We start from the raw sequence: 15,499 nt of genomic DNA on the forward strand, positions 1-15,499 counted from the left end.
AGCGGCGGGCTCTTAACCCGTAGGTCCCGGGTTCAAATCCCGGCGGGCCCGCTTCACTATTTTCCCCGTGGTTAAAGGAGATGGTTTACAGCTGGAAGTCTTATCTTTTAGGGTGAGGACGGTAAAAACTTATAAGTTTTGTGCTTGCATTATAGCTGGATAATGAAATGTTGATGGGTACTGCTGTCAAGTTGCCCTAGATGGTAGCTGTAGGAGAGGGATGGGGGTAACCGGCCGGAGACCCGGCCAGGACTAAACCAGGCAAGAGCCGGGAATGTAGTTCAAAATCAATGAGCCACCCAAGAACCTCATCCCTCAGGACAGGGGGAGGTCAGATCCATGGTGTTAAGGCCTATAGTCAAGGAGGTAGATACTGGGATCTACGTTGTCGCTGGAACACCTTTCCTCTATATTTCACCAAGTAGGACATTATTGATGGCTGATCTCCACTTAGGCTTCGAGGAGGCGGCTTCACGGGGGTTGATATATAGTCTCAGAGGCAGCAGTGGATATGGGGGGATATTTATACCGCGAATCCAGTTGAAACGTGTCCTCCAATACCTTGACCAGGTATCCCAGGTAATCACGATAGATAAGATAGTTATCAATGGGGATCTAAAGCACGCGTTTGATAGACTACTCAGACAGGAAAGAGAGGAGGTAGGCGAGTTAGTTAAGAGGATCAGGGATATAGGTGTTAAAGAGGTAGAGGTCGTAAGAGGTAATCACGATAACTTCATAAAACCAGTTCTTAAAAAGTTGGAAGTAGAGTTTGTTGACTCTATTGAGGTAGTGGTCAACAATAAGAAGGTTTTATTGGTGCATGGACACGAATATGTTGATACCTCGGGTAAGGATATAGTTATAATAGGGCACGAGCATCCGAGCCTTAGATGCTTCGGAGCATATAGGTTTCCAGTATTCATGAAAATCCCTCTGGAAACAGGGGGTATTCTAATTATAATGCCTGCTACAGGGCCCTATCACCCAGGCATCAACGCATCTATCAACAGAGAAGAATATCTTTCCCCTATAGTGAGGAGGCATGCCATATTAGAGAATGCAAGCCTGATAACATGGCTGAATTTAGGCTCGGCTGAACCCATTACAGGTCAGCTTTTAGAATCAATCCCAACGCGTGGGATACTTGATGTGGATGGATTCTTATTGAAGAACATGGAGATCGCGGTGTTAGAGTTTAAGGACATCGAGATAGCACACGTGCTTTGCACCCCTGGATAACGTTTTCTCAGTTAATCGACCCCTCATCAATGAATCAGACTATGTCGGCTTCAGCATCAATCCCCTACCTTTGTAGGGATCGCTATTTTTAATTCATTTTAGGGTATATATCTGTTTCTAGTTTGAAGGTTTTACAGGATGCTTGCCCTGCTTTACCCGTTTAAATTTGTAAGCTAAGAACACGAGTCTATTGGCGACTCCTTAGCTCCCCGGGACCCATGGCTGTCTACGGGGGAGGGAGCCGGGGAGGAACCATGATAAACCACCCCACAAAGACCCAGAAAACCGTGGACGGAGAACGGTTTGAAAACACCGCTATTTCGCCTTAAAGCGGTTTCAAACTTACCGATCCCTATTCTACATCGTGGAAAGGCGTATAAACACTGTTTTCAAAATAAAATTATTTGTGAACTTAGGAGGTGCGGTGTATGCATGGGTATAGGTATGCTACACCTGCTTCTTTGATTATCTTGTTGGCGTTTATACTAATACCGGCTGCCGCGATTAGTGATTCAGGGTTACCGAATTACAGCTATATTAAATCCATCACAATATACGCCCCGGCGGTATCCGGTAGCGGAGAGGGAGTGTTATCTAAGACCACATTAATAGTGGCTTATCCTGGTGGTGGGAGGGTATTCTTCTCAGCTTTACCATATACTGAGCTAGATACCCAGGGGGCTGCTAGGATAGCTGCCTATATAGCTTCACTGGCAGCAGGGGTATCATTCAGCAACTACGATTACTATGTGATTACGGAGTCTAATGTACCCATCATAGGCGGCCCTAGTTCAGGTGGATTAATGTGTGTTGGCTTTCTCTCATTATTGATGAATAAAACCCTTAATCCAAGTGTAACGATGACGGGTATGATTAACCCTGATGGCACGATAGGGCCTGTTGGCGGATTGAAGGAGAAACTTGATGCAGCGGCTTCGAATGGATTTAAGACATTTCTTATTCCTAGGGGGCAACGATACTATCAGTACCCAGTTATACAGGAGACGAGGTTGCCATGGGGTGTTATAAGGAGGACAACCTACCAGAGCATTGATCTTGTAGAGTATGGTAGAAGCATTAATGTATCTGTGATAGAAGTCGGCTCTATATTCGATGCATTCGTATACTTCACAGGTGTAGATATCAATGCCTCTAGTGTCCTCGAACCCTTACAGGTAAGCATGCCGGGAGAGATCGTTGACTCCCTCCTGAATAATCTGAGCACTATGGTTCAGGATACATATTCTTCGGCGAGCAAGGTATATGACTATTATTATAAGAGAACCCTGCAGATGGTTATCGATAATTTAAATAATACTCTTTCAAGCCTTTACTCCATTAAAGATAAATACCCAGTTTACACGTTTGTGCAGGGGTTCAGCATATATCCCACGGTAATATACTATAATCTTTACTCGAAAGTACTATCGAATACTCTAAGCATGGACTCTATACTTGACACCGTGAATACGACTCTTATTTCGATAGGCAACAGGCTTAATAGTATAGGGAGAAACCTAGATCTAGACGAATTAATATGGTTCTCTCTGGCTAAGGCGGTCTACTATAGGGCCGGCTACTATTATACGAATGCCTTGTCCTCCACAAGCAATAGTAATGAATTAGCATATTTATCCTACTCGCTCTCCTATGCTAAACAGTGTAGTATACTCCTAGATTTGATCGAGGCTTCGTCAAGTAGCTCCCCATCATCATTAATTAACCTAGTTGATACCAGGGATTTATACGCGGCGGCATCAACTATTTACTCGTATATCGAGGCCCTTGTTAATGAGGTGGGTGGGAATACACAGGTGTTAAGCGATGCATCAGACTACTATGGTTTAATGAATTCACAGATAGTCAACGACACCGTCACACTACTTGGTTTCACAATATATGTTATTGGTGAATCCACGTATGGGTTACACATGGTGTTTGATCAGAGTAATCTAGATGACATCGCGTATGTACAGCAAGCCATATTAACAATGTTATCAAGTAAAATACCGTCATCACAAGTGCTACGATTCTTCATTAAGTATGGTTCCGAGGCGCTAGAGAACAGAGATTACTCTTCGGCGATCCACGGGTTTTCACAGGCATTCTCGCTTTACCTGGTTCTCGCATTAACTCTAGAGGGAAACTCTAATACTAGTACATCTTCCCAGGGAGGTATAGCATCCTCGAATACTACTACGTCATTTATACAGATACCTGTAAATCAACCCATAGCCAATACTACTCCTGAGAACCAGCTATCAAGGGGATTAATCCTGAAATACCTAGGAATACTAGTCATCACAGTTGTGGCTATATCGGTAATCCTTGCACTCAGGATGATAAAGTACAGGTAGTGGTATAGCTAGTTAAGAGGGTTTAAACAACACTATAAGACGCTTATAAACCAGTTTTCTCAAGTTTTTAAGGATATCTTTGATTATATTATTACCTGGTGATTATCAATGTTGCTATGGTTTTATGATCCCTTTACGATGATAGCGCTTATAATAGTATACATTATTGGATTCCTAGTATTAATGGTTACAGCTGGCTATATTGCCCCAAAGGTGGCACGTAGGTTCGCCAGTAGATTCTCCCTCTCATCATCCATGTTGCTGATAGGCCTCCTAACTATTGGATCGAGTATTGCAGGGATATCGCTTGTAGCATATGTATTAATTAACTATATTGGTGCAGAGTTCACGCTGGGCTTCATTGTATGGCTCATGATCTTCATAGTGATAGCCAATATGTTCACATATATTCTCTCGCCCTACATGATAAACCTTCTCTACGGGGCTAGACGCGATGAATGGTTGCAGAAGGTAGTTGATGAGGTAGCATTAAGGCTCGGTTTAAGTAACCCACCTAAGGCAATGATTGTAAATATGCCTCCAAACGCGTTTGCCTATGGTAACGCTTTGTCAGGTAGATACGTGGCTGTGTCAAGGGAGCTTATCGAGATGCTTAACGAGGATGAATTAAGGGCTGTAATAGGGCATGAGCTGGGCCATCATTTACACAGGGATAACTCTATAATGTTATTCATGGGGCTACTGCCCAGCATCATATATTATCTAGGTGTCTCCCTGATAAGGGCAGGCATAATTTACTCGTCAATGAGGCTTACATCGGAGAGGAAGAATAGTGGTTCAGGGGGCTTCATATTAGCTATAATAGGTATATTAGCAGTGGTAATAAGCTTCATTGTTCAAATACTCGTACTAGCCTTTAGCAGGCTCAGGGAATACTATGCAGACACTACTGGAGCTTATGCTTCGTCCCCATCGAACATGCAGAGGGCGCTTGCAAAACTACACATATACTATGAGGGCAGCGGGAGAGCCCGAGAAATGGTTTCAACAAGTAAGTTGAGAACAATGTTCATATACGCCTTCACAGAGGCGGTGGCTAACCCATTATACCACTATGGTTCATTCTATAGAAGTCCTAAGATAGATGATGCAAGTATAGATGAAGTAATACAGGAGCTCAAGAATAAAGAAGTGAATAGCATGCAGGAATTCCTCTCAACACACCCCCCAATACCCAAGAGGCTCCGTTTCCTTGATGAATTAGTTTTTAAGGCGTAGGCGTCTCGGTGGGTATTTTGGATCCTATATCTTTTATCACCACGTTAGCCACTATGGCCCTGATAGACTCGGTGGACCCGTGCTTCTTCATATTATACACTGGTATCCTCATATCATATACTGCAGGCAGAATGAGGAAACTCGTTGAGGTATCAGCAGTATTTATATTAACTGTTTTCACCGGGTACTGGGTATTCGGGTTTCTATTGAAAAGCGTGTTCAGCCGGACCTTGGTTTCACCTATTTACATATTTACCATAATGATAATCTATGGGGTCTCAATGATCATCTATGGCTTCCATAATTTAATCAAGGAGAGGAATAACAGAGAGGATGGAATCTGCAGAGAGGATATGGTTGAGTGTAATCTGTCAAGGAGAATAGGTTTACAAAAACTCCTGGAGACAGGGGGATTAATTTATATTGCTTTAACAGGGTTTATTGCGTCCTTCACGCTGCTCCCCTGTAGTGCAGGGATGTATATTATCTATAATATGCTGACAAGTGGCACACCTTTCCCCATATGGGCTTTCTACACGTTCCTCTATACAGCGATATTCGTTTCACCGCTGGTTCTCATCACATTGATTTATATAGGAATAACGAAAACCAGGATACATGAGAAACTAATCAGGCACCAAGCCTCCTTGAGAATACTCGGGGGTCTGATAGCGGTTGCAATAGCGGTATATGTCTATCTATACCGTTAAAAACAGGATTAGAGATAATGGTTCAAGAATAAGAATAATAATGGGGTACCGTAAAATGCCTGGTAAAAGCGCTAGTAAAAATAAGGGTGGGACTAATAAGAGCAATGTGATATTCTTACTCATACCGGTAGTAGTTTTCATTACTGCAATAGCAATACTACTAGCATGGAACCAGCCGGGTGGAAGCAGTGGTAATATAGCTTTCTATCTTGGCACCAGTAAATACATGAATATAGATATTACCAGTAGTGAGTGGAAAAACATATACAATAACCTAACACAGATAGCGCAACTCAATGAATCCACTAGGATAATAATGTTTGGCCTGACCACCTGTCCCCACTGCCATGCACAACAAGAATTCTTCGAGTCTGAGATGTCTGGTAAAGTATTATACTTATGGGTCGACATGGATGAAAAGGCTGGCTCCCTCTTCTCCCAGCTTACAAACCTAGAGATCTCAAAGGGAGCACCACCCCAATACGCTTTAGGAGTACCTCATATCATCGTGCTAGATAAGAACGGTGAACTAGTGGCCGTGGTAATAGGTGAGGCTAAGGATAAGGGGTTCTGGGATAGACTCCTCTCTACTTAGCTCCTTAGATTTTAAGTAATGTAGTTACCATGAACTTTAGCCTCGACCTCGATGGCCCTAACTATTTCGTTGATCAGGGTCTCAATATCTACTCTACCGGGTATCCCGGATATCTTCCTATGTCCTCCCCCACCATATTTCAACGCTATTTTTGATACGTCGACATAGTCGCTGCGTAGGTTAACTCCTCTAGGATATCTAACTATATACACATGTGAGGTGAACCCGTTCTTCTCGGCTACGCTTATCAACTCACCTGGATGGACCCTGGGATCTACGTCGGGGAAGACCAGTATTTTGACTCCTTTCCTTTCTACTAGCTCTGCCCTGCCAAGCGCTTCTCTAATCAGGTTTTCGTAAATGTTTTTGACTTCAAGTCTGTATAGTTCTAGCATCCATCTAGGAGCTATGTCACCGGCTAGTAGTGACTCTAGAACTCTATACCTTGTCTCCCACTTGTAGAATCTTAGGATACGTCTATATATAGTAGTCAACTCGTATTTGCCTTGGAACCAGTCGTCGTCGAAGGCTAGCTCTATAAGCATCGTGACAAATCTATCCCTGGCAGCGTTCACGAAGTTTGCTGAGATATCTGCTGTAACAGTGAATGGATCATTAATATATGAGACAACATCACTGAATTCAATAAAAGTTTTTTCAACCCCTTCGGGCCATAGATGGTGATCTAGCCATTTAACTATACATCCCCTTTTACGCATCGCGTTAAATAAATTCACATAATTATTTAGATCAGTTAACTGGGGGTTTAAATCGGCGACCACTATTTCGCTATAGCCTTCCTCAAATAAACTCATTAAATACTTAAATGTAGATGTAACGGAGGAAAGTACCTTCTTATCGGGACGCGTGTAACGTGAAATAATAGTGTTTGATGCAAGCCCGTCTATATCCCAGTGCGTTACAACGGCTTTCCTCATACCGGAGATCTCCACCACTCAGTTAATACAAAACATAACTAATATATGGGTGGTATTTATTTCTATCCATACTATCGTGGATTCGATGGTATGGATGGATATATCTCGATCTCCTTGATGAAGCTAGAGATAATGTATGAATCGGATTGAATCACCACTGAGAACGGTATTAACCCCACTTCGCCCACAGTGATCTCTACTGGTATGCTTGTAGATGTCCTACCCGGGGTCTCAAATTCCTTCCAACTAACACAGTTCCTGCTTGGACAGGATACTTTAACAATGGCTTTAACAGGGGTTTCCAGGGTATTCATGACCTCCACGATAAGTGTGAGAGGCGTGTTTGACATCGGTTTTCCAGGTATTTTAATATCCTTTATCTGGATGCCCTTTAATCTCTCATCTATATACCTCAGTGACTCGTTTAACCATGTCTTTATGATTTTAGGTGACCAGAACTCTGCCCACCAGTAATCGCTATCAAGGGCATGCCATAACGCCCATCTAGCCTTCTCACTATAAGGATCTCTTCCCTTAACCAGCGATTCATACGCCCTTATCTTCATATAGGCGTCAACTACTTTAAGCCAGTATTCCTCATGTTCTTCTTTTTCCCCTCTCCACTTCCTGAACGTGCAAAGCCATGTGTTAGTAGGGATCTTCATAAGTATACGTGTTGCAGGTAACTCCTCATATACCTCCCTCAGATTAGCCAACCTTAACACACCTTCATCGCTCAGGGATTCCAGGAACAATAATAGTTTATCAAAGTACAATGCTGTTAAAGGTGGATTACTTGCGAAAACCATCCAATTCTCACCATCTAGTGCAAGGGTTAGCATCCTACCTGGTATCCCCATGATCTTCCTGGCTATGAGAAGTGATACCTCATACGCGTTTCTCCAAGCGTGGGCCTCGCTCGTGAAATTGTTTTTAAAGCTTAATACATCGCTTAACTCATGGTCCCTAAAGTACACTACTATGTGTTTCCCGCTCTCTTTATTTAAAGCAACATATGGTTCGTAGCTAGTGGTTTTCTCTCCTTCAGCCATCTCGAAATGACATTTATCATCTAGAATAGTATACTCTATCCCGTTATCATAGTAAACATCTATCATCTTCATCGAGAAAGCCATCTCAGGAGTCCATGCTCCAAGCGGTGTTATCCCTAATACCTCCCTTGTAACAGATACCCCATACTTTACTTCGTCCCGTACTATATCGCTTAGCCCGAGTACATCTACTAGGAAACCACCTATTGTATGGGCATAGATACTAGTTAGCACATCTATCTGGCCCCGTTTATATGCATCCTTATACATATTCATGGTTTCCTCTATCAACTCAGCTTTCTCGCTACCAGGCTCAATCTTTTCCCCGGTTGCGAAGACTACGCCATGCTTAACAGCGGTGTCCCACTGCTTAATCAAGCTCGGACTCAGATTATAGGTTGCATGGTAGTCACGATGCTTCTGAAGCATTTGTGCATGATACCTGTAGGGTGCATCACCATATGGCTTAAGGGAACTACCATATGTATAGATAAATGCCCATGGTCCATGAATCGCGCCATCGGGTAGGTAATTCGGGGCTTGGTGGTGATGCCATACAAGTGCCAGGTTTTTCGGCTTAGATTTCTCCTCGGCATCATATACCATGTATGTTAATTCATCCACTACGATATCCCCTATCTTCAGGTAGACCTTGTATATGCCTGGACTGCTCGGCGTGTCGTAAGGTATTATGCCGGCTATTAAGGAGCCCCCTACAGTGATGTCCCCGTCGAAGATGGCTTTCTCATCATCATACACCATGACATGCATTTTTCTTTCTCCGCTACCTGATACGAGGACATGTATTTTCGCTTCTTCACCGGGTTTTAGAATCGGTTTATTAAGGATTAAATACGCCTCTATATCACGTATTTTCCTGGGAGGTATAAGCGACATATCGATCCCACTGCTACAATGCGTCTCTGCCTCCAGCCTGACTCTTAATACTCGTATATATCTTGATTAGCTTATCGGCCGAACTACTCCATGAGAACTGTTTGGAATGTTCCACGCATCTCCTCCTGAACACAGCTGATCTCTCCCTGTCTTCAACTATTTCGAGAACAGTCTTCACGGCATCGATCATTCCATCTACATCAAGTGGGGGGAACAGTGCACCCGTTCCATCTAGGCTATACATCCTCACATCCTTGATGAGGTCTCTGAACCCGCCTGTATTAGATGCAACAACAGGTGTACCTGAGGACAAAGCCTCTAATACCACTAGTCCGAATGGCTCATACCTGCTTGCTGCTAGAAAGACTGAAGCGGCATAATACAGCATTAAATAGTGTTCGTGGTCAATATATCCTGGTAGAATCCTCAGGTTATCCGGGAACAATAATTGGTACTCTATGATCTCCCTTAACAACTCCTCTGTACCGCTTACAGGGATCACCGCTAAGACGACTCTAGTCCGTGGTACTTCTACTAAGAGCTTATCCATCGATTTAAGCAGTAGGTCTATGCCTTTTTGTCTCGTGGATCTACCTGTGAGCAATATTAATGGTCCATCTTGTTTGAATGGCGAACTAATTGAGACCCCGTATTTATCGATGAGCCTGTTAATGACATCTCTTAAATAGGGATCAGGGTTTTCAACGTTGATGAGCCTTAATTCTTCCCTAAGCATCTTATCCCTGACTAACCTACGTGCTTCATAGCTGAAGGGATCCCTGTCACCAATATACTTCGACACTGTATCCAGGACCGTGCTCCAGGTCCATGTTGATGCATTAAACACATAGTCTACTCTATCAGCATTATCCAGACCTACATATCTCACAACGTCTCTAGTATATCCTTTACTAACTACTATAACCCTATCGCTTGTCAACGCGGCTAGCTTCTCGATCCAGCCGCCTGATGCATAATAATATTCCTCGAACGACTTAATCCCTAGCTTGCCGCGGACATGGTCCTTACTCCATATGTTCAACCCCCTGGTGATCTCTTGGAGATCCATGAATCCATGTGAAAGCAGATGCACATGGTATACTATACCTATAGGTGTACCCCTCCTAGTTGATTCAAGGTTGATGGCGAGAAGCGCTGGATAGCTGTGCCAATCGTGCCCATGGACTATGTCGGGTATCTCTCCTTCTCCAACTATTTGATTAAAGTACTCCCTGATCACCCTTGCGAAAACAAGGCTCTTCGAGACAAGGTTTGAAGAGTAAACCAGGGGATCCTCTAGTATACCGCCGGAGACTATATAGTGTTTCACTGGTGCATTATACTCTAGTATAGAGTACTCAACGCCGTTGATACTGGTTTTAAAAACCTCCCTTTTAAATCCCTTATTGGTTTTAAGGCCATGGCTCGGCGTATATATTTCGACGTCGATACCTTTCTCTACTAGTGCATTAGCGAGCCTTGGTGGTACTTCGGCTAGTCCTCCCACCTTCCTAGTATATATTGATTCAAACGTGAACATCCATGCTTTCAAGCTGAAAGCACCCTCCACTATATTTCCAGGATCCAGGATATACTTGTCTCATATTCCTCACCAGGTTTCAATGAGAGCTGTTCCACGAACATTATTGCCAGACCCTGTGGTATCTCCATAAATCCTTTCTCGGTTCTAGAGTATGATGAGAGCTGGGCAACCCATACCTCGTGATGAGTATTGCTCTCTAACCTTATGCCTGGGTAGACCGGGGATTTTATAGTTATCCTCTCGGTGTTGAATACCCCTCCCTCACTTACATCTCTGCTTACGCCGTTTATGGTGTAGTATGGTTTCGCCTCGTTCTCTCTATCTATCTTCCATGCAACATGGTACTCTATGCCTAATTTAGCCGTGAACTCTCTATCACCGATGTTTCTAACCCTGAACAACGTGGTATGACCATTGCTTGTTAAACGCACCATTTTTTCCGCTACAACCATTACTGGTGGACTGCCATACTGGTAGAACCCGCCTAGGGCTCTTAGAACAACCTCTCCTTCCTCTCCTGAGGCTACATGGTAGTTCTTTAACGCTAGATCGCTCATGTCTTTAAACGGCGTATTGTTTATCCAGTCGTAGAGACCTGTATCCGGGCTCCATAGATGTAGCCTCCAGCTCACCCTTCTATACCAGTCTGGATTGAATCCAGGTTTATTTAGGTACGGCTCACCGTATCTTGTCATAGTGTCCTGTAGATTATGCTCGAACCCCTTGATTTTCACATCGTACTCGAAGAGTGTCCCGCCATCACTTGGCTTTATATATAGGTTTTGCATCGGTGTCTCAAGTAATAGTTCTGATAAGCCATCATAGTCGAAATCTACCATCATCTTTCTGAAGTCCTCGCCGCTGAAGTAATTACTTTTCTCCTCAGCCCACCTCTCAACCTTGAGGAGTTTCTCATATATTGCCTGCCTCAAGTGCGCCAGATACACGCCTCCAAATAATCCATGCCAGTATGCATCATTACACTGTGCAAGGAGATACTCTACTCTTAGCTCTCTAGGTAAATCACCAGCTTTCTCCAGCTTCTTTTTAACCCATAACATCTTCTTATGCATGTTGTCTGCTTCCTTGTACTTCACCAGGAAGTTTCTGAAGAAACCTCTGCTCCACTCAAGCATTTTATCATAGCTCCCAGTATCGAGGTATAGTAATCCTTTAACCCCGTATTCACTAAGATATTCGCTTGGATGGATCATAGATACCCTGCTACGGGTTCTCCTCATCAAGTCTAGGAATGCGTAGAGCCAGCTTCTACTATGTCCCGAGTCCATCCACTCCCCAAACTTCTCCGCGTCACTACCCCATAAGATGAGCCTCGCTGGATCACCCTCCTTTATCTTACCGATAAGGTACTCGAGGACCCTCTGCGGTGGTTCCCAGGGCAGAATATACCTTATCCCAGCATCTATGAAGAAGACCCTTACTACTTGTCCACTATCCTCAGTGATCCACGAGTAATAAGCCAGGTCGTGGGGGTACCCTGTCTTGGTTAAGGTTGAGTCATCTATGAACACGTACTCTAATCCAAGCCTCCCTATAACCTCAGGTAAATGCGGCTCCCATATTCTTTCAGGTATCCATAGACCCCTCGGCTTAAAGCCCGAGAGCTCCTCAAATATCTTAATGTACTCCCTTATCTGGTGTTCCCTGTCGTCCCTCGGTATTATAGGCAGTATTGACTCGCCAATACTACCAGCCATGAATTCAAGTGAGCCTAGATCGCCTAGTTTAAAGACTTCTTCAAGCCATTCAGGGTGGTTTTTAGCTAAGTATAGTAGGAGGGGGCCACTTATATGTATCGTGAACTTCAGGTCAGAAAAGGACTTGAAGACATCTAGTAATAATTTATAGCTGTTTTCAAATATCTTTTCATTTATCCTCTTTAACTGACCGGTGGGCTGATGGAAGTGAAGTGCAAATATGAAGTTTACCTTTGACATATATACCACCTACTCGATTATTTCCAAGAGCAGTTTCTTAAGTGTTGAGATAAGCTCGCTATATGAAATAATGTTTTCACGTAGCCTCCTTAATTCTTCTACAACGTCTCCAAGACCAAATATGTTAAGTAGCCATGCATCGATGTCCCCTTTGTTGAAGTGATATAGAAGTGATTCGGGCGGCACTTTCTCGATCACCTCGATGAATTCCCTTATAGAGTGAGCTACTAAACCAGTGTGCTCACCGGTTGGCAGTGTGAAGTGGAATGCCTTGTTATCCGGTAATACTAGTCTACCAAGTACACTCTTTCTATTCGCCTCGATTTCACGCCTCACCGCTTCAACAAGGACTCCCAAGGCCTCCATGAATAACCCGTATGCTATATTGGCGTTCTTGTATGGTGAGAAATATGAGTGAACCTCACCAATTGACCCAAACTTGGTAGCCATATAGTAAACATGATCGCTTATCGTGAGCAGCTTCCACAGCCTCGTGATCTCAGGCTTGTTCACAGCTTTTATAAACGGCCTGATAGCTGCAAGCGCATTATATGCTTCACGCTGTATCTCGTTTCCCAGCCAAGCACTTAAATCCCTTTCATCAGCCCAGCTTATAGAGGACCATGGAGGTACATCTATCACGTCTCTAACCGGGTATCTCTCAACTACTTCACCAGGTGTTGAGAAGTAGAGGTGCCCGTATTTCAATACTTCACCAGGCAACCACCTAAGAAACTCGTGTATACCTGTCTCAGGCCAGTGATGCTCTCCGAAGGTTTCATAGTCTACGGCGATGAATATTACATCGCCCGGTGTGGAGGCCAGCCATGAAGCATACTTGTCAGCGGTCAATGGATATTGATCCCATTTCCTATCACTGAACCTGAAGCCGACATCATCGCTTAGCCTGTAGTTCCTTGTTAAAACCCTTATATTACATCCGAAAGCCTTATATACGTAGTTAGGGCTTCTCCACCCGAGAACCCGGTCCACGCCCTCCGTTAACACTGCCTTATAGCCCTCGGAGTCGAAGAGGCAGGCTATATCGTTGTTATATGTGAACTCTGTGTTCTCGATTGAAACAGGCTTGAAGCCTATAGTCTCCTCAATTATCCTTCTGTGTTCACGTATCTGTTCTCTGAGTTCTTCAAACCCATAGTAGGGTAGGAATGCCGCCATGCTGTGGTAGTATGTCTGCTCAATGAATTCAATCCTACCCGTCTCAGCTAGTTTCCTGAATAAATCAACCACATCAGGCCTCCACTTCTCAGCCTGCTCTATGAATACACCGCTTATGCTGAAGCTGGCCTTGAACTCCTTAGAAGTATCCATGTATCTCTTCACGTTCTCAAGTATTATCTGTGTAGCAGGTACATAGCATCTATGGGCTGCTCTCTCAATAACCAGCCTGTTAAGCTCGTTATCGAAGACTATGTCCTCGAGATCTTTTAACTCAAGTCTACCGCTCAATGCTTTTTCAAGCAGTATTGAGTGAAGATTTCTCCTTAACCTATATGGTTGATGGACCTCGAACATTAAGACTATATCGGTCAAATAATCCACCCCCTATAGATCCTGCTTGCTTCATATAAGCCGGCTATAGGTATGGAGACCCAGTTGGGCCTATAGAGGGACTCATAGTAGACCTCGTAAACAGCCCTCTCAATGATCCATGGGTAAAGGAGCCTCCCTATCTCGGAGACCATTTTATCCCTAGGTACTCCAAGTAGTTTACTTGAGTCGATATCCATTGAGTAGGAGTAAACCATTGCCTTTACATGGTTAAGCCTCCACTTAGTAGAAGGATCATCCTCGATCATTAAACGTGAAACCTCATCCTGGCTTCTACCACTGTAATGCATTATCGCGGCATGTGAGAGATAGTGGAAGCTCCTTATCATCGACGCCACATCCCTTGTCACAGGCTCCTTTGACAGTCTCTCCTCGATACTCCTACCAGGCTCCCCCTCGAAGTCAACTATGATGAAGTCCTCCGCTATGTTTTTAACATATATCATCTGCCCAAGATGCAGGTCTTGATGTATCCTAGCCTTCAATAAACCATTGTAGACCTCGAGCAGTGATATAGCATCCTCCACTATGTCCCGGGCCTTCTCAAGCATACCACGCCAGTAATCCAGTCCCCCTGTATTTATCTCATCCAATCTCTTCAGGCTTCCTGAGTACATTTTCTCGATGCGTGAGCACCACTGTTTAATATCACTACTTGAAGCCGGCTCAACGCTGAAGAAGCCTTCACTATCCTTATTCAAGGCTTTGTGAAGACCTGAAATAATAATACCGAGCTTCGAGGCGAGCCCGAGCCTAGACCCACGAACCTTACTACCCAAGTACTCTAATAATGCGTTGTAGAAGGGATAGCCGCCATCACCGGCCCCCTCTACATACCTTGAAAGTACACCGGTGGTCATATCCTTATACTTCAAGAACGCAATAATCTCGGGGATATGAGCGTACTTCTCTTCAGTAAGTTTCCTCAGCATCTGTGCCTCAATGTTGACCACCGGTATTACTCTATAGCTTTTTAAAACAAGCTTGCCGCCATTCTCCGCCTCATAAAGGGTAACCGAGTTCGTTGACTCAAACGTGAGGGGTTTAGCCTTAACTATCTTGGGTAGCCTATTCGACCTGTGATACTCTATCGAGACACCTTGAATCATACTTATGAGGTCCATGTAGGAGGAAAGATACTCTGCCTCTACATAACATTCATTATCGAGGCAGAATCCACGTGACTCCAAACCCCCTGGCAGTTCACTGACTTTCGCCAGGGGTAGGTGAAAAAATATGTCTCCTGATCTAAAAAATAATAGCAATAAGTTACCGTAGTTTACCTCATCCACGACCTCTACATTTACCCTGGTATTCTTCCAGGGCCACCACCTGGCCTGGGGAAGATAGCTGCCTATGATGTGCTCGAATAGCTTACCCATTTTAAACGCCTATT

11 protein-coding genes are annotated in these 15,499 nt (G+C 43.9%); 5 read left to right on the forward strand and 6 right to left on the reverse strand.

The window, feature by feature from the left end; translation table 11 throughout:
• Window positions 1-339 precede the first annotated feature (339 nt).
• From ACP5N5_RS00005 to ACP5N5_RS00025, 5 genes are all read left to right on the forward strand, one after another.
• Window positions 340-1,242: a metallophosphoesterase gene (locus ACP5N5_RS00005; RefSeq protein ID WP_042667238.1), complete on the forward strand. Its 903-nt coding sequence runs from the start codon at window positions 340-342 to the stop codon at window positions 1,240-1,242.
• Window positions 1,243-1,670: 428 nt separating this feature from the next.
• Window positions 1,671-3,599 (forward strand): S16 family serine protease, encoded by a 1,929-nt coding sequence (locus ACP5N5_RS00010; protein ID WP_428130819.1) that lies wholly within the window; start codon window positions 1,671-1,673, stop codon window positions 3,597-3,599.
• A 108-nt stretch (window positions 3,600-3,707) separates the two neighbouring features.
• Window positions 3,708-4,838 carry a zinc metalloprotease HtpX gene (locus ACP5N5_RS00015; RefSeq protein WP_428130821.1) on the forward strand — a complete coding sequence of 377 codons (1,131 nt, stop codon included), beginning with the start codon at window positions 3,708-3,710 and terminating at the stop codon, window positions 4,836-4,838.
• Between the two features lie 8 nt (window positions 4,839-4,846).
• Entirely contained in the window at window positions 4,847-5,548 is a 702-nt protein-coding gene (locus ACP5N5_RS00020; protein WP_428130823.1) for a transmembrane electron transporter, read from the forward strand.
• Complete coding sequence (locus ACP5N5_RS00025; RefSeq protein ID WP_428130825.1) at window positions 5,529-6,143, forward strand: thioredoxin family protein; 615 nt, start codon at window positions 5,529-5,531, stop codon at window positions 6,141-6,143. Before ACP5N5_RS00020 ends, ACP5N5_RS00025 begins: the two co-directional genes overlap by 20 nt.
• 11 nt (window positions 6,144-6,154) lie before the next feature.
• Here ACP5N5_RS00025 and ACP5N5_RS00030 read toward each other — a convergent pair whose 3' ends face one another.
• From ACP5N5_RS00030 to ACP5N5_RS00055, 6 genes are all read right to left on the reverse strand, one after another.
• On the reverse strand, window positions 6,155-7,081 hold the full coding sequence (locus ACP5N5_RS00030; RefSeq protein WP_428130827.1) for a DHH family phosphoesterase: 927 nt from the start codon (window positions 7,079-7,081) through the stop codon (window positions 6,155-6,157).
• Between the two features lie 71 nt (window positions 7,082-7,152).
• Entirely contained in the window at window positions 7,153-9,030 is a 1,878-nt protein-coding gene (locus ACP5N5_RS00035; protein WP_428130832.1) for a glycoside hydrolase family 57 protein, read from the reverse strand.
• A gap of 13 nt (window positions 9,031-9,043) precedes the next feature.
• A complete protein-coding gene (locus tag ACP5N5_RS00040) occupies window positions 9,044-10,582 on the reverse strand; it encodes a glycosyltransferase (RefSeq protein ID WP_428130836.1) in 1,539 nt (512 codons plus the stop codon).
• Between the two features lie 17 nt (window positions 10,583-10,599).
• Window positions 10,600-12,531: an alpha-amylase/4-alpha-glucanotransferase domain-containing protein gene (locus tag ACP5N5_RS00045; protein WP_428130838.1), complete on the reverse strand. Its 1,932-nt coding sequence runs from the start codon at window positions 12,529-12,531 to the stop codon at window positions 10,600-10,602.
• Between the two features lie 9 nt (window positions 12,532-12,540).
• Window positions 12,541-14,085 carry a glycoside hydrolase family 57 protein gene (locus ACP5N5_RS00050; protein ID WP_012608018.1) on the reverse strand — a complete coding sequence of 515 codons (1,545 nt, stop codon included), beginning with the start codon at window positions 14,083-14,085 and terminating at the stop codon, window positions 12,541-12,543.
• Entirely contained in the window at window positions 14,082-15,485 is a 1,404-nt protein-coding gene (locus tag ACP5N5_RS00055) for an alpha-amylase (RefSeq protein WP_428130844.1), read from the reverse strand. The genes ACP5N5_RS00050 and ACP5N5_RS00055 overlap by 4 nt, the downstream gene beginning before the upstream one ends.
• Window positions 15,486-15,499 lie beyond the last annotated feature (14 nt).

The organism is Desulfurococcus sp., assembly GCF_049970475.1.
GTDB classification, from domain to species: Archaea; Thermoproteota; Thermoprotei_A; order Sulfolobales; family Desulfurococcaceae; genus Desulfurococcus; species Desulfurococcus amylolyticus.

Bases quoted from the DNA above. Each gene is read 5' to 3' on its own strand.
- ACP5N5_RS00025 (WP_428130825.1), top strand. From the start codon at position 5,529: ATGTCTATCTATACCGTTAAAAACAGGATTAGAGATAATGGTTCAAGA.
- ACP5N5_RS00045 (WP_428130838.1), bottom strand. From the start codon at position 12,531: ATGTCAAAGGTAAACTTCATATTTGCACTTCACTTCCATCAGCCCACC.
- ACP5N5_RS00035 (WP_428130832.1), bottom strand. From the start codon at position 9,030: ATGTCGCTTATACCTCCCAGGAAAATACGTGATATAGAGGCGTATTTA.
- ACP5N5_RS00010 (WP_428130819.1), top strand. From the start codon at position 1,671: ATGCATGGGTATAGGTATGCTACACCTGCTTCTTTGATTATCTTGTTG.
- ACP5N5_RS00005 (WP_042667238.1), top strand. From the start codon at position 340: ATGGTGTTAAGGCCTATAGTCAAGGAGGTAGATACTGGGATCTACGTT.
- ACP5N5_RS00055 (WP_428130844.1), bottom strand. From the start codon at position 15,485: ATGGGTAAGCTATTCGAGCACATCATAGGCAGCTATCTTCCCCAGGCC.
- ACP5N5_RS00015 (WP_428130821.1), top strand. From the start codon at position 3,708: ATGTTGCTATGGTTTTATGATCCCTTTACGATGATAGCGCTTATAATA.
- ACP5N5_RS00030 (WP_428130827.1), bottom strand. From the start codon at position 7,081: ATGAGGAAAGCCGTTGTAACGCACTGGGATATAGACGGGCTTGCATCA.